Below are 25663 nucleotides of genomic sequence, written 5' to 3'. Positions count from 1 at the left end.
ATTATGATAAAGAATTTCATTTATATATTTATAGCCATATCAGGAATTGTATCGGGAATGTCGTCTTGCTCACTTGACATTCCTCCTGCCGACCAGTATTCGGATCCTGATGCTATTACCGATGTTGCCACAGCGCGTTCTCTTTTGGCATCTGCTTATTTGCTTTATCCGCATTATGAATATGAACTTTCTATCTTGGGTGATGACTTTTGTCAGACATCTGCCACAGGAAAGGATATGAGCCAGAAAAATCTTTATTTGTGGCAGGATAATTCTATAACTTCTCTGGCAGAAAATATTTGGCTGGAATATTATAATACGATTGCTTCTTGTAATACTTTGCTTGAGCGGGTGAATAATATTGTATTGGAAAATGCTTCGGAGGAGGGAAAAAAAGCAGCTATAATAAGTGAATGTAAAGCGTTGAAAGCTCTTTGCTATTTCAATTTACTAAGGTTGTTTGCACCGGCTTATGACAAAAATCCTCAAGCTGACGGTATTGTTTTGAAAGAACATCTGGGGCTTGAATATCCAAAGCGTTCTTCTATCGAAACCTGTGTGTCGGCTATCCGTACCTTATTGACAGAAGCGGTGGTTTCAGAGAATGCTCCGGCAAACAATGGTTGGTTGTCTCAAACGGCTGTATATTATTTACTTGCTGAACTGGAATTATATGCGGGGCAGTATGGACAAGCTGCGATTTATGCGGAGAAGGTATTGGAGCAGGCAACGGATGACATGTTTACCGTTTCGGGATATAAGCGCTTGTGGGAAACTGCCTCTTGTAAGGAACGTATCTTCGGATTTTATACAGCAAAAAGTTTTTATGCTGACATACAGTTTGATGCGACAAATGGAGACTATTTCGCATTGAATCCTCAAATTGTGTATGGAGAAGGAGATATACGGGAAACATATAATGTGTACCCTTTTGAAATGGAAGGAGAGCAAAGGGACTTATTAGGCAAATACAATAAAGTAAATAAAGAGTCGGAAAGTATACAATATATCAATGTGATGCGTTATGCTGGTGCCTATTTCATAGCAGCTGAAGCTTATAGTAAGACATCAGGTAAGGAGAGGCTGGCAATTCAGAAACTGAATGAATATCTGGAAGCTTGTCAGGCTACCACTCTTGATGAAGGATTGACAGGGGATGCACTGCTACAAGCTGTTCATCTGGAGAAAATGAAAGAATTTGCAGGTGAAGGCATATTGTATTTTGATTTGAAACGTTTACATTCGGGAAGTTTGTCCCGGTTATCAAAATGGGGAAAGAGTGAAGAGGCGAAAGTAGAGAACAGCGATTATCGTTGGTGTTTTCCTATTCCCCGTTCTGAATATAAATATAATGAGAATATTACTCAAAATGAGGGATGGCCTCTGAACAGATAATTTTTCTATCTTAAAAACAAAGAAGATTATGAAATACAAATATTATTCTTTATTCATATTTTTGCTTGGGCTGTCTTGGATGGTTACAGCTTGTAGCAATGATATTGACTATACTTATAAAGGACGCAATTATATACAGATCAGTACTTCTGATGACCCGGCACTTTCGGAGAACGATGATCGTGCTATTTCTGTCGATGTGCTTTTAGCTACTGCCGTAGAAAAAGATGTTACGATTAATTTTGAATTATCAGATAATACAGATGATATTTTGCGCTTGGAGGGCGGAACAGTTCAAATGAAAGCAGGCGAAAAAACGGCAAGTTTTAAAGTACTTTCCAATCGTCAGAGTTTATTGAATAGGCAAAGGACGATTACCTTGAAAGTAAAGGATTATACAGATGAACGTATGCAGCCGTGGAATGATTTGAGGCTGACAGTAAGGCCAAACCCGGCTTTACCCGAATTAACGGAGCAGCAGATAGAATTAATCCATGGATATATGGAGAAATACGGGCTTAATCTTAATCGTTTTATGGGTGAGGTAAGTTGTCGTGTAGAAGTGACTTTTCCAACAGATGAGATTGGAATATTCAGTGATACTGAAACTCGTTCTTTTATGGGAAAAACGATAATAACATTGAGCGAAAATGCTACTGCAGACCGGCCAATACTTAAAATGATTGATAATCCAATGGGGATAACTTCTTTTTTGTGGGAAATATACAGAAAGGAAACTGTGGAGAGTGAATTCTGGATTTATGAAGGAAGTAGGTATATTTCTATGTTGGAAGCGGTTGACTTTGATGTTAATAAGGAAATATTTAGTGTTGTTTTAGATGATTTGGAATTATTGCCGGAGGAAAAAGCTTTCTCGTTTGTCAGACCGGTATTAGATATTTGGGAGGACGAAGTTGAAACAGTACCTTTTGAATATTCTTTTACCGCTTGGAACCGTTGGAAGCAAATGGCTGACGAAGGTGGTACGATTGTGGTTCAAGAAGGTGGTAATATGGTGGAAACGAGTGTCAGTGATTTGATAGAAGAAGGAATAACCTTGAATCCGATTAACTGTCTGGTGTCTGCGTATATTGATGAGGACTATTGGGAGAATGACCCCTCTGACTGGATTGAACCGAAAGGTATGTATGATGAGAAAACTTTTAGTTTCCAGTTTCCTTGGGATCATGTCAATTCGTTGGGCTATACCCAGATCCGCGTAACTTATACATTAAACGAATAAATATAATATATAAAACAACCATTCATGTTTAAACAGACAAGATCTAAATTTATTTTATTCATGGTAGTTCTATTAGGAGGAACGACCATGAATATGCTTGCACGACAACAAGTTTTTCATTCGGAGAAAAAGGTGAATTTACCACCTAATACAGTTGAAGGAACTTTGGCTAACGGCCTGCATTATTTAATTCTTCCTAATGAGGCGCCGGTTCATACAACCGAGTTCCGGTTAGTGATGCGTATTGGTTCCGTACAAGAGTCGGAAAAGCAAAAAGGAGCCGCCCATTTTCTGGAGCATATGTCGTTTGCCGGTAGTAAGCATTTTCCCGGCAGAGGAATGGTCGATTATCTGGAGACTTTGGGTATGAAATTCGGTCGTGATATAAATGCGGTAACCGGATATGATCGCACAATATTTATGTTGACAGTACCAATGGATAAAACAGATGATAAAGTTAGTGGTAAGACTTTGTTAATCCTGAAAGACTGGCTAAGTGGAATCACTTTTGATGAAGAGCGGACGAAGAAAGAACGGGGAGTTATCTTGGAAGAATTACGTGGATATGACTTGGGAGATGACTTCTATGCATTAAAGATTGGTAAAAACCATTTTACGGAGCGTATGCCGTTGGGAAGTTCCGAAGATATTCGCAATATTGATCGTAAAACATTAATCGAGTTTTATCAGCAATGGTATTCTCCACAGATGGCTACTGTAGTTGTGGTTGGTAATATAGATCCTGTATCTATTGAAAAGCAAATCAAGGAAATGTTTTCGTCCATTCCGCATAAGGAAATCAAGGGGTATCATACTTATCCGCTGACCTATGATCCGGGAGTCGCATTATATGAGATTGGGGATAATCTGGAACGTAGTTCGGAGCTGGAGCTGATGATTCCTCACCTTTGTGTGGTCGGAAACACGATTGAAAGTATTTACCAAAAGGAACTGGGTGCTTTATTGATACGTGCGATCAGTAATCGGTTGAAACATCGGAATATCCGGTGTAATGTTTCTGACGCATGGTTTCTTTCTGACAAGAATCATTTTGTTTTTGCCTTTTCCGGAGCAGATAAGGATAATCTTTTGCAACAGGTTAGCGAACTGTCTAATGAAATGGAGTCTATCAGGAAAAATGGCTTTAAGCAAGAAGAAATGGAAGATGCCATTAATGAGCATGTCAAGCATTTGAAGGTTGATAACTCGATTCAGTTATCTTCTAAATGGTGTGATGATTTTGTTGATTATGTTATATCCGGTGATCGTTATATTCAGTCTGACAGTGAAATGGAACAGTTGGCCGGTAAGATACGTGCGACTGAAAGTGCCGCTTTGCAACAGCTGTTGTCTGAATGGCTCTCATATAAAGAACAAGCATTATTGATAGCCTATCGTAATAATGCCGGAAAACAAAATTCATTGCAGAAAGAAGAAGTTGTTCAGGCATGGGATAAAGGAGCCAAGAGCCCGTTTAAGGATTTTGAGTATGTGCAAAAAGATAGAGGAGAGGAAAATGTAGTGACACCTGTTTGTCTGGCAGAAAGTCATCCTTTCAGGGCTTCGGATATAGTTGGTGAGAAAAACTACCCGGATCTTAATGTGACGGAAGTAACTTTGAAGAATGGTTTACGTGTTTTTCTTCGTCCGACAAATGATGAAAATCAATCGATTTTTGTGACAGCTTTTGGAAGAGGGGGAACAGCGGACTTGTCCGATGCGGATTATCCTCTTTATGAGGGAACCGGAGGTTATATGGAAATGGGAGGAGTGGCCTGTGTGCCTTACGATACATTGTCTTCTTTTATGCAACAGGAAGAAATATCAATGAATATTGCCATCAGTAATTATTGGCATGATATTATGGGTATGTCACCTGCTGATAAAGCAAAAGAGCTTTTTAATTTAATGTACGAGAAAATGTATCGTCCGGAACTTTGCTACGAAGATTTTGAGGAGATACGTAAAGATGAAATAGAGCGTTTCGGTAAAGAAACGGTGCTTGAGCAAATGATGAAACGTGCCTCTGACCGTATGTTGACGAATCGTCTGGATTCATTGATGGGAAATACCGTATCTCGTCCACCCCTGACAAAAAAAGATTTGGAGAAACTTGATTTGGACCAAATTGCAAACTATTATCGTTCATTATATAGTAATCCGTCCCAGATGACGTTCGTAGTGACCGGGAAGTTTGATACGGACAGTATTAAACAACTGTTAGCTTCTACATTCGGACGTATACCGGAAGCAAACACGATAGCTTATATCAATAAGCCGTTTAAACTTCCCGGGAAAACTTATATAGAAGAGTTTCCGAATGATAACGATACCCAGACTATATTTGATTATGTTTTTTACGGGAATTACCAACCTTCCTTGAAAAATAGTCTTATACTGAAATTGATGCGCGATATATTGCAAAACCGATTGTTGAGCGTTTTACGTGAGGGGGAAAATATTGTTTATTCTCCATACGCTTCATTATTTTACAATGGGTTGCCACAACAGGTTTTCTATTTCGATTTATCGGCTTCTGTTGATTTTAAGAACACAGAGAAAGTGGAAAATCTTATCAAGCAGATAATTAAAGAGCTTCGTACGAATAAAGTAGATGAAGATGAATTGGAGGCTTTGAAGAAGTCTTTTCTGGTTACTAAGCGAAAAGTGCTTTCTGATGAGGCTTCTGCCGAATGGCGCACCAATCTTGTGAATTTATTGAAAAATGGTGAATCTGTTGCTGATTTTGAGCAGTATGAACGGTGTCTCAATAGTATTTCTACGGTGGATATTCAGAGGGCGTTCAGAAATTTAATGAATCCGGATAAATTTGTATTGTTATATATAGGAAAACATCAAAAATATGAATAAGTTATTTTTTTCAAGAATTTGTGGTATATTACTTCTATGTTTTGTAGGAGGAGTGACCGTTTTTGCTCAGAAGGGGTATAAAAAAGCATATACATTGTTTGATGCCGATGGTAAGGAAATAGGCTATGATGAGCTTATTGAAGCGTTGGTACAGCCGGATGTCGTGTTTATTGGTGAGATTCATAATTGTTGTATCACTCATTGGCTGGAGTATGAAATAACCCGTTCGCTATATGCTATTCACAAAGATAAGTTAATGATGGGAGCTGAAATGTTTGAATCAGACAACCAATTGATTTTGGATGAATACATGCGTCGGCTCATTTCTTATGACAGATTTGAAACGGAAGCTCGTTTGTGGGATAATTATAGTACAGATTATTCTCCATTTGTCTTTTTTGCAAAAGAGAAGAAGATTCCGTTTATTGCAACTAATGTACCTCGGCGTTATGCGAATGTTGTAAAGAATAATGGCTTACAGTATTTGGATTCATTATCTGATGAAGCAAAACGGTATTTACCGCCGCTTCCTGTGCAATTTACTTATAAAGAAGAGGACGGAGGAGCTTTTGCATTAATGCAGATGATGGGTAAAAGTAAAGGTAACCAAGAATATCTGGCACAGGCCCAAGCTATCAAAGATGCGACAATGGGATGGTTTATAGCCCGTAATATAAAAAATAAATTCCTGCATTTTAATGGAAATTATCATTCAGATTTTAAAGAAGGAATCATTCCTTATTTGCTTCAATATCGTCCGGGTACAACAATTAAAACAGTTTGTGCGGTCCGCCAGGAAAGTATAGACCAACTTGACGAAGAGAATAAAGGAAGAGCAGATTTTTATATTTGTGTTCCTGAAGATATGACTTCTACTTATTAGCAGTCATGCGTTGCATATATAGAATAACTCCTGCCAGTATGAAAATCGCACAGAAAAAGATAATTAAATAGGGGGTGCCGTTTATCAAATCATCCATGTTTTCTGTTTCGGGATATTGGATACTAAGATATATTGCTAAGGAGTTATTCAGTATATGCATGAGTATGCAAGGTATCAGGCTACCGGTTTTATAGTATGTCCATGCCAGTAGGATACCAATCAGAAATGCGGGAAGTATCTGGGCCGGATTAATGTGAAAGACACCGAATAGAAGTGCTGAAATGAGGATAGCTTTTGTCGGGGTGTATTGTTGCAGCAAAGCTTTGGTTATGGATCCGCGAAACAAGATTTCTTCAAGTATAGGACCGATGATAGCTATTGCGAGAATACCGCCCCAACCGGATTGGAGAATGTCGAAAGATTGCTCCATGATGTTGGGTATCCAGTCTAGCAGTCCCATAAGTGCAGATACCAGAAAGCCAGCGGTGAGAATAGCTAGACCGCTACAAATTAGGTATGGCGCTGATACGAGTGACCATGTTGTCTTTTGTGTACTGATATAGCCGGCTTTCCATAGATAAATACCCATCATAATCTGACCGGCTAATTGGGCCGGAATCATGATCATTTGCGTCAGAGCAACCTTGTCTAAATTTCCTGTGGAGACTAATAAATAGATCGTACAGGGAATCATAATCAGGATAGGGGCGACAATCTGTGCAATGAGAAGGTCAATTAATATCAGTTTGATAGCCGTTTTCATTGGTCTTTATTTAGTTGTAAAGAAACTATAGATAAACATAGCTAACATTGAGATAGCTATTACCACCAAAGAGATGCTCATAAATGACTTTTGCATAAGAATCTATTTTAAAGTTATTATTATCGGTTATTGTATTATTTATTTTGTTTCTCTGCTGTTGCTGCCTGCCTTGTTGGCAAGAAGAATAGCTTCCGTCTCTTCGGCATCTTTATGGAGTTGCGTTATTAACTCGTCAATACTGGAGAATTTCAGTTCGGGACGCGTCCGTTTTACGAAAGTAAGCCGGATGAATTTATCATATATGTCCGAATGGAAGTGAAGGATATTCACCTCAATGGTTCGGTTAGGCCCATTATCAATCGTCGGGCGGACACCTATGTTTAACATTCCCATATATGTTTTTTTGTCGAATGTCACCCATACGGCATATACACCGTCCGCGGGGATCAGTTTATCAGGATCATCCACGCTTAAATTGGCCGTTGGAAAACCTATTTTCCGCCCTACCTGATAGCCGCCTACTACTATTCCGTCAAGGAAATATTCATATTTCAGGCAATCGGCAGCCAGATCCACTTCTCCTTGATGAAGAAGTTTACGGATCAGGGAAGAACTTACCGGAACGTTGGGTACGTTCTCTATTTCTATATTGCTGGTATATGCTTTGGCGCGGATCACTTCTATACCAATTTCTTTCCCGTAGCGTACATAATCCTCGAAGCCTTCGCTGCGGTTGTGCCCGAAACGATGGTCATAGCCGATAACCAGGTATTTTACCTGATAACGTTCTTTTAACAACTGTGTCATGAATTCCCGGGCGGTAAGCCGGGAAACTTCCGGGGTGAAATCAAGCATCAGGCAGTAATCTACCCCGATGTCTGCAAGCAGACTTATTTTTTCTTCCGGGGTGGTCAGAAGTTCCGGACGGTAATCCTCATTCATCACTTTGCGGGGATGAACGGGGAAGGTAACCAATGCAGAGCGTAGACCTTTGGCGGCGGCTATCTCCTTCACTTGCTGAATCAGATAGCGATGTCCTGCATGTACTCCATCAAAGAAACCGATGGTAGCTACACTGGGTTCCGGGGTAATAGCCGATGTGTCACGTATAATCTGCATATCTCTAAAATTATTTGCTGTTGAAAAGATGGCTCCAGTCTTCGCCTGCTTTTGCAGTATAAGTGATAATTCCTAAATCCTGTGCTGCCTTACAGTTCATCTCGGAATCATCGATAAAGAGCGTTTCTTCCGGCTCGATACCGGCATCCTCTATGATTGTCTTGAAGATCTCCGCTTCGGGCTTGGCCATTTTCATTTCAAAAGAGAGATACGTTTTCTCAAAATAGTCTTCTACCTTAAATGTGCGGTAGGGAAACAGATGAATACATGTCCAGTCCCAATGGATTTGGTTGGTATTACTCAATAAATAGACGACGTATTTCTCACGTAATTTTAATAATAAATCAAGTTTGTGTGTCGGTATGTCTACCAAAAAACTATTCCAGGCTGCATCTATTTGTTTGTCGCTCACTGCTTTGCCTATCATCTTACGAACTCCGTCGCGGAATTCGGCGGGTGTAATTAATCCTTTTTCCTGTTGCATCAGGAGCCCGTTCGGATTATGGATATCCAGTAAGTCCTCCACGTTCCGGAGCCCTAATTTCTGAAAGTTCTCAATGCAACGTTGGCGGTTGAGATTGATAAGTACACCACCCAAATCAATAAGAAGGTTTTTTATTCCTTTACTTTTCATTTCTGTTTTTTTTGTGAATAATACGTTGAACAAGGCGAATAAGTTCTCCAACCCATAACACCGTGGACGAAACGCCTATAATAAGAAGCCAGGTTTGCCAGTCAAGCGGTTCCGTACGGAATACAGCTCCACCGAACTGTACGATTAGGAATTGTCCGGCAAGGATAGCCAGTACAATGAGCTCCATACCGTACGACTTGGAAAGTCCTTTGAATGCCGAATCGGTAGTGCCGAATACACGGGCATTGAACAGATTCCAAAATTGCAGCATGACAAAGAAGGTGAAGAAGATGGTCAGGTTGTGTATGTTCATACCTTCCGTGCTGTGGTCGAAATAATAAATCATTCCGAGTAGTACGATGAGGAAGATGGAACCCACACCTAATATATTAGACCGCATTGCCTTACTGATAATAAAATCAGTGCCGCGACGAGGTTTCTCAAGCATCACGGTTTCGCTGGGGGGAATGGAAGCAAGAGCCAAAGCGGCAAAAGTGTCCATAATCAGGTTCACCCATAACATTTGTGTGACAGTCAGCGGAAGTTCCGTACCGATCACAGAACCCAATAGAACTATGAGCAGTGCTACGAAGTTGATCGTTAGCTGGAAAACAATGAAACGCTGGATATTCTTATACAGGGAACGTCCCCACATAACAGCAGTTCCGATACTGTTGAAGGAGTCATCGAGCAGGGTAATATCGCTGGCTTCTTTGGCTACAGAAGTACCTGTACCCATTGACAAACCTACTTGGGCATGATTCAAAGCCGGGGCGTCATTGGTTCCGTCTCCGGTTACGGCTACGACTGCTCCTTTTTGCTGAAGCAGTTGCACCAGGCGTTGCTTGTCAGTCGGGCGGGCTCGGGACATGATTTTTAAGTCCATCACTCTATCCAGTGCTTCTTCATCGCTCAATTCGGCAAATGCAACACCGGTGATTCGGTTCCGCTCGGTATCTGTTTCGGGGTTCCAAAGACCTATCTGGCGTGCGATTTCCGTTGCAGTTCCCGGAGTATCACCGGTCACGATCTTGATGCCGATACCTGCAGACTGGCATTTAGCAACCGCGGCAGGTACGTCCGGACGAATCGGGTCGGAGATGGCAACTACTCCCAAGAAATTCAGGTCATTGGCTGAAACCAGTTCCGTACAATCATTAGGCTCATTTTCTCCGACAATCTTGAATGCAAATCCAAGTGTACGCATAGCCATATTCTGATAGCTCAACAGTTGTGCTTCTACTGTGGAGCGATATTCTACGGCGTCTACTTGCCGTCCATTCAGGACTACTTCTTTACACTTACCCAAAACAATTTCCGGAGCTCCTTTTATATAAAGAATTTTTTTGCCGATTAGTGGTGATTCAACAAGGGTTGCCATGAATTTCCGTTCGGTAGAGAAAGTGAGTTGGTCGAGGATGTGTGCTTTCTCGCGAAGTTCCAGATAATTTTTTCCTTGCTTGTTAAGCCAAAGCAATAAAGCTACTTCGGTGGGATTTCCTACTCCTTTCGGCTTCTCACCGGTCGTTGATTCTTCGAGGAAAGCGGTTGAGTTAGCGCTTATTCCTTCTGCAATGAGTGTGCTGATATCATCGTCGGACAAAACACTGCCATTTTTGATGCCGTAAAAATTAGGCTCGTGTACTTGCATCAGGTTTTGAGTCAGTGTACCGGTTTTATCCGTACAAATCACGGTGATGGCTCCCATTGTTTCGCAGGCGTGCATTTTCCGCACCAGGTTGTTGGTAGAAAGCATGCGACGCATGTTTAATGCCAGGCTAAGAGTGACGCTCATTGGCAATCCTTCAGGCACAGCTACTACAATCAGTGTAACTGCCATCATAAAATATTTCAGTGTTCGTTCGAAAACAGGAAGCCACTCATGCCATCCGTTCAGTGAACCGAAATCAAAGAATAATAATACGTCTTTGACAAAGAAAATAAGGAAAGCGAGACCGGCCACAGTAAAGCCAATCTTTCCGATGAGGTTTGCAAGTTTAGTCAACTGTATGTTCAGCGGAGTAGGTTCGAGGGTCTCTTCTGTGCTTTGTCGGGCTACTTTCCCGATTTCAGTAGCATCTCCCACGTGCAGAACGCGCATGGTGCCGTGACCGTCTACCACTGTCGTTCCACGCATCACCAGATTGGAAGCATAAGTTGCCTCCTCATCAAAGTCAGCTTCTACAGTTGTTTTATTAATAACAGGTTCACCTGTCAGATTTGATTCGTTTACTTGCAAAGAAATGGCTTCCAGTAATTCTCCATCGGCCGGGATTTCTTCACCCGTTTCCAAAATTACAATATCACCTACCACTATGTCTTTGCGGGGAATTTCCTGGACACGTCCGTTTCGGATCACTTTTACCAATGTTTCTTCATTGACTGCATTCAGCAGATCAAACTTTTTGCTGGCATCATACTCGAAAAAGAAACCGATTCCGGTGGCCAGTAAGATAGCTGCTATAATTCCGATTGTTTCAGCGTATTCGTTCTCGATGATGGAAATGATTAATGAGAAAACGGCTGCTACTAACAGTACGCGTACAACCGGGTCTTCAAATTTTTCCAGATAAAGTTTCCAGAGGGAAGGACGCTTGGGAGGTGTTAACAGGTTAATACCGTTTTTCTCCCTGCTTTGTAGGACTTCGTCATCCGTAAGTCCTAAATGATAATAGTCATTTTTATTTGTACTCATGCAGATACATGCGTTTAGTTTGAACCGCAAAAATACAACATAAAATTGTGATAAAATGTTTAATTAAAACTTTTTATGAAGTCGAATTTGTTACCGTGGTTTACCACATGTTCGATAAGGAATTGTAAACCAGAATGTAGAACCTTCACCTTCTACGGAATCCGCACCGATCTGACCGCCTAGTTTGGCGACAATGGTTTGAGAAATAGAGAGTCCCAGTCCGGCTCCTTTCTTATCTTTGTTCAGTTTCACAAAGCGCTCGAAGACATCCGGTAATTTCTCTGCCGGGATTCCTGCTCCGGTATCCTTGACATAAAAGTAGAGTTCGGTATCTCTTGCTTCATATCCGATGCGAATACTACCTTCGTGGGTGAACTTAATGGCGTTGCCGGCAAAGTTGGAAAGTACCTGCGCTACCCGGTTGCGATCCGTTTGAATCATGCACGAAGAACGAGATGATTCCGCTATAATTTGTATCTTTCCTCCGGCGTCATTGACTCTCATTTGGAAAAGTTGTTGTAAATCTGAAAGTAATAGATTGACGTCAACTGTTGTCTGTACAAATTCCAATGTTCCGGCTTCGATTTTAGACATATCCAGAATATCGTTGACCAACTGCATCAGGAGGTCGGCATTCATTTTTATGATTTCCTGGTATTGAGCCTTTTCCTCTTCGGTATTTGCGCTACCTAGTACCTCTGCAAATCCGGTGATGGCATTGAGAGGGGTGCGGATTTCATGGCTCATATTAGCTAAAAAGGCAGATTTTGAAATATCCGCTTTTTCAGCTTTTTCTTTGGCTAGTCTCAATTCCTCTTCGGCTTGTTTCCGCCGGGTGACGTCATGTACGGTGATGACCATATTCTCTTCTTCATTAAGAAGGAAGTAGGAGCCGGATATGACTGCGTTACATTCCACAGTCGTATTATCAGATGTGACTACGGATAAAGTTGCTTCGAGATCCGTGAAGTTCCGTCTCTGTTCAAAGGCCTGGCGTATGGCAGTACGTATCGGACAGGAACCGCAAAAACTATGTGTGCCACAACCTCCTTCGGCTGCCAATGCGTTACGGCATTGCAGCAGGTCGCCCACTCTTTTTTCTTCTGTTCCTTTCTTGGTTCCGGTTTTCTGATAATAATTGGTCTTCAGCACTTTAAAATCGTTGTCTATTAGCAGAATAAAGGCATGCACATTCTTTAAGATAGCAGCAGCGATATGGCTGGTACGTTCCAACTTTCTGGATTCACGGAACAATCGTTGTTGCATCCGCAGGCATTTCCTACGTTCCCATAAAAAACTGATTAGTAGGATTGCGCATAAAACTATTAAGGTAGACAATAGTGCTATAAGCATAGTGTTATATTGTTGTTTTAGCTTGATAATATGACTACAAAGATAGTTTTTTTCTTTAGTTTGGAAATAGTGTTGAACAAATATCTTGCTGTTTGTGTTATATTATTCAGAAAACCATTTAAAAATACGAACGTTATGAAAAAGTACATTTGCACGGTCTGTGAATATATTTACGACCCCGAACAAGGAGATCCGGAAAGCGGAATTGAACCAGGAACAGCATTTGAAGACATTCCAGATGATTGGACTTGTCCATTATGCGGAGTCGGCAAAGAAGATTTTGAACCGTACGAAGGATAAAACCAAGAGAGAGAGAATTATTAAAAGGAGAATCAGTTATGCTATGACAGACCTGATTCTCCTTTTTATGATTCAATTAAGCTCTCTCAAGAAGCTTTTTTCTCTTTCACATCGCTGCTGGCTTCTACTACATTTACTACATAGTCGCCCAGTTTTTCACATTCGGCGATAATATCCATGTAATAAACTCCCATCTGATAATCGTATTCTTTGTTGTTTACGTCCAGAATATTCTGATTTTTCAGTTGGTTACGGTAGTTATTAATTTCATTTTCGATGTTGAAGGACTTATTGATGTCAATGTTCTGATGTTCCGGTTTTTCTACAACCACAATCATTTGAGCAAGTGCGTCGTTAGTCAGCTTCATCATGAGGTGGATATGTTCATATTGTTTCTCGGTAAAATCCTGGTTGGTCTGACGTTTCCGGTTGATGGTACGTGCCAGATTATAACAACTGTCACCGATACTTTCAATTTCCGTCACTTCACGCAGCATAGCGCGTATCTGTAGTTTACTTTCAGAACTTAACCGGCCTTCAGATACCTGATTCAGGTAGTTAGCTATTTCAAGCTCCATGTTGTCGCTGATATTCTCATATTTCTCAATCCGACTGAACAGCTTGTTGAAATCGTCATCCTTTTCTGTGTGTAGCAGATCCTGTACCATACCGAACATCCGGTGTGTACGTTCTGCAAAAAGATGGATTTCTTTGCGTGCCTGAAGGATAGAGAGTTCAGCGGTAGAAAGCATACCACCAGTGATAAACCGCAAACGAGGTTCTTCGTCCTCTTCTTTGGGATGGATTAAAGCGCATACAGTACGTTCAATCAGTTTTACGGCCCATATCAGGATACATACGTTGCAGATATTGAAAATCGAGTGGAAAGCAGATAGCTTGTAGGAGATGGCAACTTCCGGATTACTACTTTGGAAAAAGGTGTCTACTACCCAGTTTACCAACTGCATGAAAGGATGGAAGATAATCAATACCCAGATAACACCGAACACATTAAAAACAAAATGGGCCAATGCTGCCCGCTTAGCCTGTGTGTTGGCTGTAAGTGCGGCAAGATTGGCCGTGATAGTGGTTCCGATATTTTCTCCCAAAACGAGTGCTGCTCCCAGTTCCAGACTGATCCATCCATTGGCACACATAATCAATGTAATTGCCATGGTGGCTGCGGAGGCCTGTACAATCATCGTCAATATAGTACCGATGAGTAAGAACAGAATGATGGAGAAGAATCCCATGTCTGTGTAGTTCTGTACGAAGGCAAGCATTTCCGGGTTGGCGTTCAGGTCGGGCGCGTTTGCTTTCAGGTAAGAAAGACCCATGAAAAGGAAAGAAAAACCGAAAATGAATTCACCGATGGACTTGCGGTTGCTTTTGCCGGAGAAGATGAGCGGAAGGGCGACGGCTAAGAGCGGGAGAGCGAAGGCTGCCATATCAACCTTAAATCCGAAAATTGAAATGATCCAGGCAGTCACGGTAGTACCGATATTAGCACCCATAATGACGCTGATGGATTCGGCAAGTGTGAGCAATCCGGCGTTTACGAAACTTACGACCATCACTGTCGTTGCTGAAGAAGACTGGATAAGAGCTGTTATTAACACTCCTGTTAAAACTCCCGTTACCCGATTGGTAGTCATTGCCGTTAGAATACTTCGCAATCTGTCACCCGCGACCTTTTGTAAGCCCTCGCTCATAATCTTCATTCCGTAAAGGAAGAGTCCTAATGAGCCTATGAGCTTTAAAAAATCATAAAAAGAATATTCCATCTATAATATTTTTAATGGTTATTTGTTCTCTATCTGATTATAAGTATATTAGTCCCAAATTATTCACCTTTTAACGAACTCGATGAAACAGATGTTACAAATATGTTGCAAAAATAACAATATTTCCAAAGAATTCCCTATCGGAAGCTCACTTTTGGATATTTATTACGGTTTTAATCTTAATTTTCCTTATCAAGTAGTAAGTGCCAAGGTCAATAATCGTTCCGAGGGACTTAATTTCAGAGTTTATAATAATAAGGATGTAGAGTTTCTGGATGTGAGAGATCAGTCCGGTATGCGTACTTATGTCCGTTCGCTCTGCTTTGTATTGTTTAAGGCCGTCACGGAACTGTTTCCCGACGGAAAATTGTTTGTAGAACATCCTGTTTCAAAAGGCTATTTCTGCAACTTGCGGATTGGACGTCCCATCGAACTGGAAGATGTGACACGCATCAAACAACGGATGCAGGAGATTATCGCGGAAAATATTTCTTATCACCGCATTGAATGTCACACGGCTGAAGCTGTGCGTGTTTTCAGCGAGCGGGGAATGAATGATAAAGTGAGATTGCTGGAAACTTCCGGTTCGCTCTATACCTATTATTATACATTGGGGGATACCGTTGATTATTATTATGGGAACCTGCTGCCTAGTACAGGATATCTTAAATTATTCGATATCGTGAAATATTACGATGGATTGCTTCTCCGGATTCCGAGCCGGGAAAACCCGAATGTGCTTGAAGATGTGGTGAAGCAGGAGAAAATGCTGGATGTCTTTAAAGAATATCTGAACTGGAGTTATATCATGGGGCTTAATAATGCCGGAGATTTTAACCTGGCCTGTGAAGAGGGACATGCAACCGATCTGATAAATGTTGCAGAAGCACTGCAGGAGAAGAAAATAGCCCAGATAGCCGATACTATATTCCATCGTGGTGAAAATGGTAACCGGGTAAAACTGGTATTGATTGCCGGACCGTCTTCTTCGGGAAAGACAACTTTTAGCAAACGGCTTTCTATCCAGCTAATGACCAATGGACTGAAACCATTCCCGATCTCTTTGGATAATTACTTTGTGGATCGTGAAGAGACTCCTCTGGATGAAAACGGAAATTATGATTATGAATCATTGTATGCACTTGATTTGGAACTGTTCAATCAACAGTTGCAGGCACTCCTGCGCGGTGAAGAGGTCGAACTGCCCCGTTTTAATTTCTCTCTTGGCAAGAAGGAGTATAAAGGTGATAAACTGAAAATAGAAGATAATACGATTCTGATTCTGGAAGGTATTCATGCCCTGAATCCGGAACTGACACCGCATATACCGACTGAACGGAAATTCAAGATTTATGTTTCAGCATTGACCACCATCTCTTTGGATGACCATAACTGGATTCCGACAACCGACAACCGTTTGTTGCGTCGCATTATCCGTGACTTCAATTATCGGGGATATTCGGCACGTGAAACCATATCACGCTGGCCTAGTGTACGTGCCGGTGAAGATAAATGGATTTTTCCCTATCAAGAGAATGCCGACGTAATGTTTAATTCAGCGCTGCTTTTTGAGTTTGCAGTACTCCGCCTGCATGCCGAACCTATTCTGATGGGGGTCCCGCGCAACTGTCCGGAATATTGCGAAGCATACCGGTTACTGAAGTTTATCAAATATTTTGTTCCGGTACAGGATAAGGAGATTCCACCAACCTCTTTGTTGCGTGAATTTTTGGGAGGTAGTAGCTTTAAATATTAAGTATAAAAATTAGGATATATTCGTTATTTGTGTTTTCTTTGCATGAAATATGAATTACCTTTTGTTGTAGTAAGGCAAGAGAATACAAAATAAACAATATTTGAATAGGATTCTTTAGGGGAGAATACTGTATAATGACTGTTATACTAAACTATAATATTGAACCTTTGGTTACTTTTGCTGTTATAAAAGGACTGCATGCAACAAAAAAAATGTGAATATGATTTTTTATAATAGTCTTTTAGCAAAGTGGTTCTTGGGAAAAGGAAAGAAACACTATTTTATGTTAGGCTGGTTTTTCTTTACCCAGTATAAATATCTGGAAGTTTGGGAAGATATGGAGTTACGGATACATGCAAAGCAATATTGGGAATGCTTTTCTCTGACTCTGATACCAGCGTTGATTTTGTCTTTGCTGTTTTCATGGTGGTGTATGATACTACCATTCATAACTTATGACCTGCTTTATTGGTTTGAAAAGATCATCTGCCACCATTCTATATTTAATTGGGAGGCGATAAAACATTGTGGCGATACGCTTTATCTCCGAAAGAGAAAAGCGTATGCCTGGAAGAAAGGTTATGGGAAAAAAGAGTTGCCCGTATCCAGATGGAATGATTGATTCTTTATTTCAAATGCTTCTTTATCCAAAGCAGATGTCCATACTCCGTATCGTTAGAGGTCCAATGCTCATTAATAGGAGTAATCAGGGCTTCTTTCGGACAGTTTAGTACATTGTATACAATATAACTGGTGGTCGGAGGACAGGTGTCATCATTGAATCCCCATGTTATATAGGTGTCTGCTTTTATCAATTTAGCAAAGTTCACTACATCATAATAGGCCATTGTCTTTATTTTCTCGGGGGTATCCATATCCACCGAATTTCTAAAGAAATGCGGATATCCACCGGCACGTCCGGCTTTATAGCCTGCCATATCGCTTAATGCGGGATGATTGGCGACACAGGCTGTCACCCGTTCATCCAGTCCGGCAGCGATTAATGCCAGGGCGCCTCCCTGGCTACCTCCTTGTGCGATCACATTTTTGCCATCCCATTCCGGTAGGGACGTTAGAAAGTCGATACCGCGTACGCAGGCCAGATATACCCGCTTCATATAGTAATTATCACGACTGTCGAGCCCATTGGTCAGATAGCCGTTTTCTCTGCCATTGAAAGCGTTGCTGATTTCTTTAAATTCTTCATCAGTCATTTCCGGATTCAGGCCGTGTATCTCGAACTCAAAACGGATGCATCCTTGCTCTGCATAATATTTATGGCGTAGAGGCTCTTTGATGGTTTTGATACCAGCTCCCGGAGGGCACAAGACAACCGGAAACTTTCCTTCTTTTTTCGGGTAGAATAAATATCCGTAGACGCATTGTCCACGTTTGTTTAGCTGCAATTTTACGAGATAACAGTCTATTTTATCAGTGGAATATTTTTCGACATGTTCTTTGGTATACGTTAGGGGAAACTCCTTTTGTTCCGCTTTAGCCTTTTCCCAAAATTCCTTGAAATCGGAAGGCATGGTTGTATATGGGCGAAGTTTCTCCGGTGAAAATCCTACTTTTATATGATGTGAATAGGTCTTTCCATCTACGGTTGCTTTCAGGCGACAGTCGCGGAATCCCGGCTCTTTCATTGTGCCCACGGGAATCATCCCCCTGCCATTCTTTAAAGTTACACTTCCTTTTGTATCGGCAACAGGCATCATATCACCACCTATTTCATAAGTGACGGTTACATTATCCCTGGGAATACCGTATTTGTAGAATTGTACTTCCACAGTTGCCTTTTCTCCGGTTTTATAAAGCCAGTCGGCATGATTGGGCACGGTGACCCAAAGCACATCGCTTTTATAAGGATAGTTTTCAGCTACGGCGGACAGTAAGGTAAGTGACAATAGCCATACAGATAAAAGTAGTCTTTTCATGGTGTTATTCATTGTTTTTATCTTAAAGCTTCCACCTCTTCCGGTGTCAAAGGAATTTTCTTGCCTAACCGGCGGGCGCCGGTTTCTGTAATCAGATAATCTTCCTCATTACGGATACCGCCGAAGTCCTTATAAGTCTCCACTACTTCATAGTTGATAAAATCAGTAAATTTCTTTTCTGCTTTCCACATGTCGATCAATTCCGGAATAAAATAAATACCCGGTTCTACTGTGTGTACAAATCCCGGTTCCAACGGAATGGCGAGACGTTGCGATTTGCGACCGAACTGTGTGCTCTTCGGCTGGCCATTATATCCTACCCATATTTCTCCCAGATTTTCCATATCGTGTACGTCCAGTCCCATCATGTGTCCTAATCCATGAGGATAAAATAGCGCATGGGCACCTTCGCGGACCGCATCTTCCGTATTTCCTTTCATCAATCCGAGTGTCTTCATCCCGTCTACCATGACACGGGCAGACAGTTCGTATACGTCCATATAAGGAATACCCGGACGAAGAGCTTTTACAGATTCCAAATGCATCGCATTCTGGATCTCGTATACTTCGCGCTGACGGGCTGTAAACTTTTTGTCGGCAGGAATGGTAGACGACATGTCGCCTGCATAGCCTGATTCTACTTCTGCGCCTGCATCAATTAGAAACAGATCACCCGATTTTACTTTATTCCCATGATAATGGTTGTGTAAGGTCTGTCCGTTGATAGTGGCAATGGTGGCGAACGAAAGCTGGCAGTTGTTAGATTCGGCCACCCGGTTCATTTCCGCTACCACCTCGTATTCATACATGCCCGGACGAAGCACTTTCATGGCAGTGATGTGCATATCGGCAGTTACATCGCAAGCCTTCTCTATTTCTACAATTTCTTCAGCAGATTTATAATTACGTTGGGCGATAACGGCACGGATGAATGGAACAGAACCTTCCTGACGTGTAGGGGGAATACCCAACCAATCCATCAGTTTCAACTTATGCTCGGGACGGTAAGGCGGCAGATAATGAACCGCTTTCCCTTTTTGGACGCACTTGTGGAGATAGCTTGTGATTTCTGCGGACGGCATCAGATTTTTTACGCCCACACGTTCACATTTTTCGTGTAATGTAGGTTGCGATCCCATCCATACGATTGCGTCGATAGACAGTTCATCTCCAAAAATGATTTCTTTGTCTTCATCAATATCAATAATAGCCGAAAGGCCGGCGCATGAAAGTCCGAAATAATAAAGGAAAGTGGAATCCTGACGATAACGGAAGGTGTTATCCTCGTAGTTCAGTCCACACTCGTCATTTCCGAGAAATAACAATACCCCGGAGCCTAAATTTTTTTTTAGCAGGGCTCTTCGCTGCATATACGTTTCTTTGGCAAACATATTGTCCTAATTTTTAAGTTCGTGCAACAAAGATAACGAATTTTGTGTTATAGGATTAAAAATTATCTCCCTAATCTGTGTAATCTCTCGTTAAAAAGTTACTTTTGTAGCGAGAAATAGTAGAAAGCAAAAACGAATATGGCACAAGGTTCCCGTCAAATACAATCTCAGGCGCAACAGCAGGTACAAACGCTTTCGCCCCAGCAGATTCTGGTCGTGAAACTGTTGGAGCTTCCCGCAGTAGAGCTGGAAGACCGTATCCATGCTGAACTGCTTGAAAATCCGGCACTTGAAGAAGGTAAAGAAGAAAGCGTTGCGGATGAGTATTCTGATTCCGATACTACGGAAGATGGCATGGATAGCGATGCCAATGATTATGATTCTTTGAGTGATTATCTGACTGAAGATGATATTCCCGATTATAAATTACAAGAAAACAATCGCTCGAAAGATGAACAGGCAGAGGATATTCCGTTCTCTGATTCCACCTCTTTTTATGAAATCCTGAAAGAACAGTTGCGTGAACGCAACCTGACTGAACATCAGCGTGACCTGGTGGAATATCTGATCGGTTCATTGGACGATGACGGACTGCTCCGTAAGTCATTGGAGAGTATCTGCGATGAACTGGCGATTTATGCCGGCATTGAATCGACAGAAGAAGAACTGGAAGAAGCACTATGTATCTTGCAGGACTTTGATCCCGCTGGTATCGGTGCCCGTAGCCTTCAGGAATGTCTGTTGATACAGATTTGCCGGAAGAAGGATGAGGAGAAGAAGCCCAACCCGATATTGGAACTGGAAGAACGTATCATCAGGGAGTGTTATGAAGAATTCACCCGTAAACACTGGGAGAAGATTATAAGAAAACTGGATATTGATGAAGAGACTTTCCAGGAAGCTCTTAATGAGATAACCAAGCTGAATCCCCGTCCGGGTGCTTCTTTGGGAGAAGCGATCGGCAGGAACCTCCAACAAATAGTTCCCGACTTTATTGTGGAAACGTATGATGACGGAACCATCAATGTAAGCCTCAATAACCGTAATGTCCCCGAACTCCGTATGAGTCGTGACTTCACGGAAATGGTGGAGGAGCATACCAAAAACAGGGCTAATCAATCAAAAGAATCCAAAGAAGCGATGATGTTCCTGAAGCAGAAAATGGATGCGGCACAAGGATTTATCGATGCTGTGCGGCAACGTCAGAATACCCTGATGACTACCATGCAGGCTATCATTGACTTACAACGTCCTTTCTTCCTTGAAGGAGACGAATCTCTGTTGAAACCGATGATTTTGAAAGATGTGGCTGAACGTACCGGACTGGACATTTCAACGATCTCCCGTGTGAGCAACAGTAAATATGTGCAGACAAATTACGGTATTTATCCGCTCAAATTCTTTTTCAGCGACGGGTATACCACAGAGGACGGTGAAGAAATGTCTGTCCGTGAGATACGCAAGATCCTGAAAGAGTGTATTGATGGGGAGGACAAGAAGAAACCGCTGACAGATGATGAATTGGCGGACATCTTGAAAGAGAAAGGTTATCCCATTGCTCGTAGAACGGTAGCCAAATACCGTCAGCAGTTGAATATTCCGGTTGCGAGACTTCGAAAATGAGAACGAATATAAAGTATTAAGTATAAAGTATCAAGTATTAGTGCTGATGGACAGAGAGAGAGAACATATCATAGCGGATAAGACAATGTTGCAGGTGGCGAGAGCTACTTCGATGGTCTTTACTCCATTTTCTATTCCGTTTTTATCGTTTCTGGTGTTATTCCTGTTTTCTTATCTTCGTATCATGCCGATACAATATAAGTTGATCGTGTTGGGAATTGTTTACTGCTTTACCATACTGACACCTACCATTACCATTTTCCTGTTTCGCAAAATAAATGGTTTTGCCCGTCAGGAGTTGAGTGAGCGTAAGAAACGTTATGTACCGATTCTGCTGACTATCATCTCGTATGTGTTCTGCCTGTTGATGATGCGCAGGCTGAACATTCCCTGGTATATGACAGGCATCATCCTCGCTTCTTTGGTGGTTTCTATTATCTGCATCGCAGTGAATTTGAAATGGAAATTGAGCGAACACATGGCAGGAATGGGCGGAGTGATCGGCGGACTGATTTCTTTCAGCGCTTTGTTCGGTTACAATCCGGTCGGATGGTTATGCTTGTTTATATTGATTGCCGGTATATTAGGCTCTGCACGAATTATCTTGGGACATCACACGTTGGGTGAGGTGCTTTCCGGTTTTGCGGTAGGCTTGATATGTGCCCTTTTGGTACTTCATCCGGTGAGTAACATCTTATTTCGAGTATTTTTATTTTAAAACAGTATAAATCCTAAAAACTAATTATTATGAACTTTCCACAGAATTTGAAGTACACGAGCGAACACGAATGGATTCGCGTTGAAGGAGACATTGCATACGTAGGTATCACTGATTATGCTCAAGAACAATTGGGTGATATTGTGTTCGTAGACATACCGACTGTTGGTGAAACGTTGGAAGCCGGTGAAACATTCGGAACCATCGAAGTAGTGAAAACAATTTCCGATCTTTTCCTGCCTGTAGCCGGTGAGGTGCTCGAACAAAACGAGGCATTGGAAGAAAATCCGGAACTGGTTAATAAAGATCCGTATGGTGAAGGTTGGCTGATTAAAGTGAAACCGACAGATATAAAAGCTGTGGAGGACCTGCTGGATGCCGAAGCGTATAAAGCGGTGGTGAATGGGTAAGGTTTTCTTCACTACATCAATCGAATAATGTAAAAGATACTATAATCCGAAGCCGGCTTTACCCTCTTTTTTTAGGAAGAGGGTTGAGAAGTGGCTCTTTAATTTTTATTCTATGACTCCAATTGTAAGTATTATCATGGGTAGCACGTCCGACCTTCCTGTTATGGAGAAGGCTGCGCAACTGCTGAATGATATGCATGTACCGTTCGAAATGAACGCGCTTTCTGCTCACCGCACGCCTGAAGCTGTGGAAGAGTTTGCCAAGAATGCCCGCAACCGTGGCATTAAAGTTATTATTGCCGCTGCCGGAATGGCTGCTGCCCTTCCCGGTGTAATTGCAGCCAACACTACACTGCCGGTGATCGGAGTACCCGTAAAAGGTTCCGTGCTTGATGGTGTAGACGCGCTTTATTCTATCATCCAGATGCCTCCGGGCATTCCTGTGGCAACGGTTGCTATAAACGGAGCGATGAATGCCGCTATCCTTGCCATTCAAATGTTGGCATTGAGTGACGAGAAATTGGCAGAAGCTTTTGCTGCTTACAAAGAAGGGCTGAAAAAGAAAATCGTAAAAGCAAACGAGGAACTGAAAGAAGTTAAGTTTGAATATAAAACAAACTAATGTGATTTACGATTTGACAATTTACGATTGACGATTGAAATATCTTCGTGAATCGTATGTTGTCTTTGTACATGGTATCTTGTCTTTCACATTGTGCATAAAGTATTTTTAATCGTAAATCGTAAAATCGTAAATTAAAATGGTTGATCTATTCAATTATTTTCGAAGAGAAACCACAGAAGTAAATATTGGGGCTGTGCCGTTGGGCGGCCCCAATTCTATTCGTGTCCAGTCGATGACCAATACGTCTACGCAGGACACGCAGGCTTGTGTGGAACAGGCGAAACGTATTGTTGACGCAGGTGGCGAGTATGTCCGCCTCACAACACAGGGTATTAAGGAAGCGGAGAATCTGATGAATATCAATATCGGACTGCGTAGTCAGGGATATATGGTTCCATTGGTTGCCGATGTGCATTTCAATCCGAAAGTGGCGGATGTAGCTGCTCAATATGCGGAAAAGGTGCGCATCAATCCGGGAAACTATGTAGATGCTGCGCGTACTTTTAAAAAACTGGAATATACAGACGAGGAGTATGCGCAGGAAATACAGAAAATCCATGACCGGTTTGTCCCGTTCCTGAATATCTGTAAGGAGAATCACACTGCGATCCGGATCGGTGTGAATCATGGTTCTTTGTCCGACCGCATCATGTCACGCTATGGTGATACTCCCGAAGGAATGGTGGAATCCTGTATGGAATTCCTTCGTATCTGTGTAGCGGAAAACTTCACAGATGTGGTGATTTCCATCAAAGCCTCCAATACAGTGGTCATGGTGAAGACCGTTCGTCTGTTGGTGGACGTCATGGAAAAAGAGGGGATGACTTTCCCGCTACACCTCGGAGTGACAGAAGCCGGAGACGGAGAGGACGGGCGTATCAAGTCGGCTCTCGGCATCGGCGCATTGTTGAGCGACGGGTTGGGAGATACCATCCGGGTATCTTTGAGTGAAGCCCCCGAAGCTGAAATTCCGGTAGCCCGTAAATTGGTGGATTATGTTCTGTTGAGGCAGGATCATCCCTATATTCCGGGATTGGAAGCACCGGAATTCAACTATCTGTCTCCTGAACGCCGAAAGACAAAAGCAGTCCGTAATATTGGAGGCGAACATGTGCCCGTAGTCATTGCCGACCGCATGGATGGAAAAACGGAAGTAAATCCGCAATTCACTCCGGACTATATTTATGCCGGAAGAGCCTTGCCCGAGCAACGGGAAGAAGGCGTGGAATATATTCTTGATGCGGACGTATGGCAAGGAGAGGCTGGAACCTGGCCTGCTTTTAATCATGCGCAACTACCGTTGATGGGGGAATGCGATGCAGCGCTTAAATTCCTGTTTATACCCTATATGGCCCAGACGGATGAAGTGATAACCTGTCTGAAGTACCACCCGGAAGTGGTAATCATCTCTCAAAGCAATCATCCGAACCGTTTGGGTGAGCACCGTGCATTGGTACATCAGCTAATGACGGAAGGTTTGCAAAATCCGGTTGTCTTCTTCCAGCATTATGCGGAAGATGATGCGGAGAATCTGCAGATAAAATCCGCAGCCGATATGGGAGCCTTGATCTTTGACGGTCTTTGCGATGGTATCTTCCTGTTCAATCAGGGTAGCTTGAGCCATGCCGTTGTTGACGCCACAGCTTTCGGAATCTTGCAGGCCGGACGTACTCGTACCTCTAAGACAGAATACATATCTTGTCCCGGTTGTGGCCGTACGCTTTACGACTTGGAGAAGACAATTGCCCGTATCAAGGCAGCTACTTCACATTTGAAAGGCTTGAAGATCGGCATTATGGGCTGTATCGTGAATGGTCCCGGTGAGATGGCGGATGCTGACTACGGTTATGTAGGTGCCGGACGGGGTAAAATCAGTCTTTATAAAGGCAAGGTCTGTGTAGAAAAGAATATTCCCGAAGAAGAAGCAGTGGAAAGATTGCTGGAGTTTATACGGAATGACAGGAAGAGAACTCTTAAATGATATATTTCATGGGGTGTACTTGCTATGAGTATCACCCCATGAATCTTTAATGAGTAGGGATATTCCTGAAATAGGAAAATTTAAGGCAACTAATTCATTGCGAGTTAGTTGCCTTTTTTGTATCTTTAAGCATTCCCCCCAAAAAACGGTTTGACGGCCAAAACGGGGGTAATCTAAAATAA

Annotated in this window: 20 protein-coding genes; 12 read left to right on the top strand and 8 right to left on the bottom strand. The window is 42.1% G+C overall.

Annotation, left to right across the window (positions count from 1 at the left end):
* Window positions 1–3: 3 nt before the first annotated feature.
* The 4 genes from I2I04_RS20945 to I2I04_RS20930 are packed head-to-tail and all read left to right on the top strand — an operon-like array spanning window position 4 to window position 6392.
* The gene (locus tag I2I04_RS20945) at window positions 4–1395 is read left to right on the top strand and encodes a RagB/SusD family nutrient uptake outer membrane protein (protein WP_143260197.1); all 1392 of its coding nucleotides are present in this window, start codon (window positions 4–6) and stop codon (window positions 1393–1395) included.
* Between the two features lie 28 nt (window positions 1396–1423).
* Complete coding sequence (locus I2I04_RS20940) at window positions 1424–2638, top strand: DUF4929 family protein (RefSeq protein ID WP_195655811.1); 1215 nt, start codon at window positions 1424–1426, stop codon at window positions 2636–2638.
* 60 nt (window positions 2639–2698) lie between these two features.
* On the top strand, window positions 2699–5509 hold the full coding sequence (locus I2I04_RS20935; RefSeq protein ID WP_229127022.1) for a M16 family metallopeptidase: 2811 nt from the start codon (window positions 2699–2701) through the stop codon (window positions 5507–5509).
* Window positions 5502–6392 (top strand): ChaN family lipoprotein, encoded by an 891-nt coding sequence (locus I2I04_RS20930; RefSeq protein ID WP_143260200.1) that lies wholly within the window; start codon window positions 5502–5504, stop codon window positions 6390–6392. The genes I2I04_RS20935 and I2I04_RS20930 overlap by 8 nt, the downstream gene beginning before the upstream one ends.
* Here I2I04_RS20930 and I2I04_RS20925 read toward each other — a convergent pair.
* The 5 genes from I2I04_RS20925 to I2I04_RS20905 form a co-directional block, all read right to left on the bottom strand.
* On the bottom strand, window positions 6382–7155 hold the full coding sequence (locus I2I04_RS20925; protein ID WP_143260201.1) for a CPBP family intramembrane glutamic endopeptidase: 774 nt from the start codon (window positions 7153–7155) through the stop codon (window positions 6382–6384). The two genes, I2I04_RS20930 and I2I04_RS20925, sit on opposite strands and share 11 nt — an antisense overlap.
* A gap of 138 nt (window positions 7156–7293) precedes the next feature.
* Window positions 7294–8274, bottom strand: a complete 981-nt coding sequence (locus I2I04_RS20920) for a bifunctional riboflavin kinase/FAD synthetase (protein ID WP_195655809.1) — start codon at window positions 8272–8274, stop codon at window positions 7294–7296.
* Window positions 8275–8284: 10 nt separating this feature from the next.
* Window positions 8285–8908 (bottom strand): HAD family hydrolase, encoded by a 624-nt coding sequence (locus I2I04_RS20915; protein ID WP_195655808.1) that lies wholly within the window; start codon window positions 8906–8908, stop codon window positions 8285–8287.
* On the bottom strand, window positions 8898–11603 hold the full coding sequence (locus I2I04_RS20910) for a calcium-translocating P-type ATPase, PMCA-type (RefSeq protein WP_195655807.1): 2706 nt from the start codon (window positions 11601–11603) through the stop codon (window positions 8898–8900). The genes I2I04_RS20915 and I2I04_RS20910 overlap by 11 nt, the downstream gene beginning before the upstream one ends.
* A gap of 90 nt (window positions 11604–11693) precedes the next feature.
* Entirely contained in the window at window positions 11694–12869 is a 1176-nt protein-coding gene (locus tag I2I04_RS20905; RefSeq protein ID WP_143260205.1) for a sensor histidine kinase, read from the bottom strand.
* Window positions 12870–13091: 222 nt separating this feature from the next.
* Between I2I04_RS20905 and rd the strand changes: the two genes are divergently transcribed.
* Window positions 13092–13256 carry a rubredoxin gene (rd, locus tag I2I04_RS20900; protein ID WP_004306971.1) on the top strand — a complete coding sequence of 55 codons (165 nt, stop codon included), beginning with the start codon at window positions 13092–13094 and terminating at the stop codon, window positions 13254–13256.
* 86 nt (window positions 13257–13342) lie between these two features.
* On the opposite strand, the gene I2I04_RS20895 is transcribed toward rd, so the two are convergent.
* Window positions 13343–15040 carry a Na/Pi cotransporter family protein gene (locus I2I04_RS20895; protein ID WP_143260206.1) on the bottom strand — a complete coding sequence of 566 codons (1698 nt, stop codon included), beginning with the start codon at window positions 15038–15040 and terminating at the stop codon, window positions 13343–13345.
* An 82-nt stretch (window positions 15041–15122) separates the two neighbouring features.
* On the opposite strand from I2I04_RS20895, the gene I2I04_RS20890 reads away from it, so the two are divergent.
* Both I2I04_RS20890 and I2I04_RS20885 read left to right on the top strand, forming a co-directional pair.
* Complete coding sequence (locus I2I04_RS20890) at window positions 15123–16796, top strand: nucleoside kinase (RefSeq protein ID WP_195655806.1); 1674 nt, start codon at window positions 15123–15125, stop codon at window positions 16794–16796.
* Between the two features lie 220 nt (window positions 16797–17016).
* Window positions 17017–17418, top strand: coding sequence for a hypothetical protein (locus tag I2I04_RS20885; RefSeq protein ID WP_143260208.1), 402 nt, complete (start codon window positions 17017–17019; stop codon window positions 17416–17418).
* A 4-nt stretch (window positions 17419–17422) separates the two neighbouring features.
* On the opposite strand, the gene I2I04_RS20880 is transcribed toward I2I04_RS20885, so the two are convergent.
* Window positions 17423–18733 carry an acetylxylan esterase gene (locus I2I04_RS20880; RefSeq protein WP_143260209.1) on the bottom strand — a complete coding sequence of 437 codons (1311 nt, stop codon included), beginning with the start codon at window positions 18731–18733 and terminating at the stop codon, window positions 17423–17425.
* A 17-nt stretch (window positions 18734–18750) separates the two neighbouring features.
* Window positions 18751–20124 carry an aminopeptidase P family protein gene (locus I2I04_RS20875; RefSeq protein ID WP_195655805.1) on the bottom strand — a complete coding sequence of 458 codons (1374 nt, stop codon included), beginning with the start codon at window positions 20122–20124 and terminating at the stop codon, window positions 18751–18753.
* Window positions 20125–20262: 138 nt separating this feature from the next.
* Between I2I04_RS20875 and rpoN the strand changes: the two genes are divergently transcribed.
* The 5 genes from rpoN to I2I04_RS20850 all read left to right on the top strand — a co-directional run bounded on the left by rpoN (window position 20263) and on the right by I2I04_RS20850 (window position 25481).
* Complete coding sequence (rpoN, locus tag I2I04_RS20870) at window positions 20263–21747, top strand: RNA polymerase factor sigma-54 (RefSeq protein ID WP_143260211.1); 1485 nt, start codon at window positions 20263–20265, stop codon at window positions 21745–21747.
* Window positions 21748–21793: 46 nt separating this feature from the next.
* Window positions 21794–22465, top strand: coding sequence for a phosphatase PAP2 family protein (locus I2I04_RS20865; RefSeq protein WP_143260212.1), 672 nt, complete (start codon window positions 21794–21796; stop codon window positions 22463–22465).
* A gap of 29 nt (window positions 22466–22494) precedes the next feature.
* Complete coding sequence (gcvH, locus tag I2I04_RS20860; protein WP_143260213.1) at window positions 22495–22875, top strand: glycine cleavage system protein GcvH; 381 nt, start codon at window positions 22495–22497, stop codon at window positions 22873–22875.
* A gap of 112 nt (window positions 22876–22987) precedes the next feature.
* The gene (purE, locus tag I2I04_RS20855) at window positions 22988–23497 is read left to right on the top strand and encodes a 5-(carboxyamino)imidazole ribonucleotide mutase (protein ID WP_004296231.1); all 510 of its coding nucleotides are present in this window, start codon (window positions 22988–22990) and stop codon (window positions 23495–23497) included.
* 139 nt (window positions 23498–23636) lie between these two features.
* Window positions 23637–25481: a 4-hydroxy-3-methylbut-2-en-1-yl diphosphate synthase gene (locus I2I04_RS20850; protein ID WP_195655804.1), complete on the top strand. Its 1845-nt coding sequence runs from the start codon at window positions 23637–23639 to the stop codon at window positions 25479–25481.
* Window positions 25482–25663 lie beyond the last annotated feature (182 nt).

Origin of the sequence: Bacteroides sp. 1001136B_160425_E2 (genome assembly GCF_015559655.1) — a bacterium.
Taxonomy (GTDB): domain Bacteria; phylum Bacteroidota; class Bacteroidia; order Bacteroidales; family Bacteroidaceae; genus Bacteroides; species Bacteroides luhongzhouii.
Note: the sequence above shows the minus strand (reverse complement) of the source record. Positions and strands in the feature narration are given on the sequence as shown.

What these genes read in the sequence shown, in the direction of transcription:
- I2I04_RS20935 (WP_229127022.1), top strand. Translation starts at nt 2,699, where the DNA reads ATGGTAGTTCTATTAGGAGGAACGACCATGAATATGCTTGCACGACAA.
- I2I04_RS20895 (WP_143260206.1), bottom strand. Translation starts at nt 15,040, where the DNA reads ATGGAATATTCTTTTTATGATTTTTTAAAGCTCATAGGCTCATTAGGA.
- I2I04_RS20915 (WP_195655808.1), bottom strand. Translation starts at nt 8,908, where the DNA reads ATGAAAAGTAAAGGAATAAAAAACCTTCTTATTGATTTGGGTGGTGTA.
- I2I04_RS20930 (WP_143260200.1), top strand. Translation starts at nt 5,502, where the DNA reads ATGAATAAGTTATTTTTTTCAAGAATTTGTGGTATATTACTTCTATGT.
- rpoN (WP_143260211.1), top strand. Translation starts at nt 20,263, where the DNA reads ATGGCACAAGGTTCCCGTCAAATACAATCTCAGGCGCAACAGCAGGTA.
- I2I04_RS20890 (WP_195655806.1), top strand. Translation starts at nt 15,123, where the DNA reads ATGAAACAGATGTTACAAATATGTTGCAAAAATAACAATATTTCCAAA.
- I2I04_RS20865 (WP_143260212.1), top strand. Translation starts at nt 21,794, where the DNA reads ATGGACAGAGAGAGAGAACATATCATAGCGGATAAGACAATGTTGCAG.
- I2I04_RS20850 (WP_195655804.1), top strand. Translation starts at nt 23,637, where the DNA reads ATGGTTGATCTATTCAATTATTTTCGAAGAGAAACCACAGAAGTAAAT.
- gcvH (WP_143260213.1), top strand. Translation starts at nt 22,495, where the DNA reads ATGAACTTTCCACAGAATTTGAAGTACACGAGCGAACACGAATGGATT.
- I2I04_RS20910 (WP_195655807.1), bottom strand. Translation starts at nt 11,603, where the DNA reads ATGAGTACAAATAAAAATGACTATTATCATTTAGGACTTACGGATGAC.
- I2I04_RS20885 (WP_143260208.1), top strand. Translation starts at nt 17,017, where the DNA reads ATGATTTTTTATAATAGTCTTTTAGCAAAGTGGTTCTTGGGAAAAGGA.
- I2I04_RS20905 (WP_143260205.1), bottom strand. Translation starts at nt 12,869, where the DNA reads ATGCAACAACGATTGTTCCGTGAATCCAGAAAGTTGGAACGTACCAGC.
- I2I04_RS20875 (WP_195655805.1), bottom strand. Translation starts at nt 20,124, where the DNA reads ATGTTTGCCAAAGAAACGTATATGCAGCGAAGAGCCCTGCTAAAAAAA.
- purE (WP_004296231.1), top strand. Translation starts at nt 22,988, where the DNA reads ATGACTCCAATTGTAAGTATTATCATGGGTAGCACGTCCGACCTTCCT.
- I2I04_RS20880 (WP_143260209.1), bottom strand. Translation starts at nt 18,733, where the DNA reads ATGAAAAGACTACTTTTATCTGTATGGCTATTGTCACTTACCTTACTG.
- I2I04_RS20945 (WP_143260197.1), top strand. Translation starts at nt 4, where the DNA reads ATGATAAAGAATTTCATTTATATATTTATAGCCATATCAGGAATTGTA.
- I2I04_RS20925 (WP_143260201.1), bottom strand. Translation starts at nt 7,155, where the DNA reads ATGAAAACGGCTATCAAACTGATATTAATTGACCTTCTCATTGCACAG.
- rd (WP_004306971.1), top strand. Translation starts at nt 13,092, where the DNA reads ATGAAAAAGTACATTTGCACGGTCTGTGAATATATTTACGACCCCGAA.
- I2I04_RS20940 (WP_195655811.1), top strand. Translation starts at nt 1,424, where the DNA reads ATGAAATACAAATATTATTCTTTATTCATATTTTTGCTTGGGCTGTCT.
- I2I04_RS20920 (WP_195655809.1), bottom strand. Translation starts at nt 8,274, where the DNA reads ATGCAGATTATACGTGACACATCGGCTATTACCCCGGAACCCAGTGTA.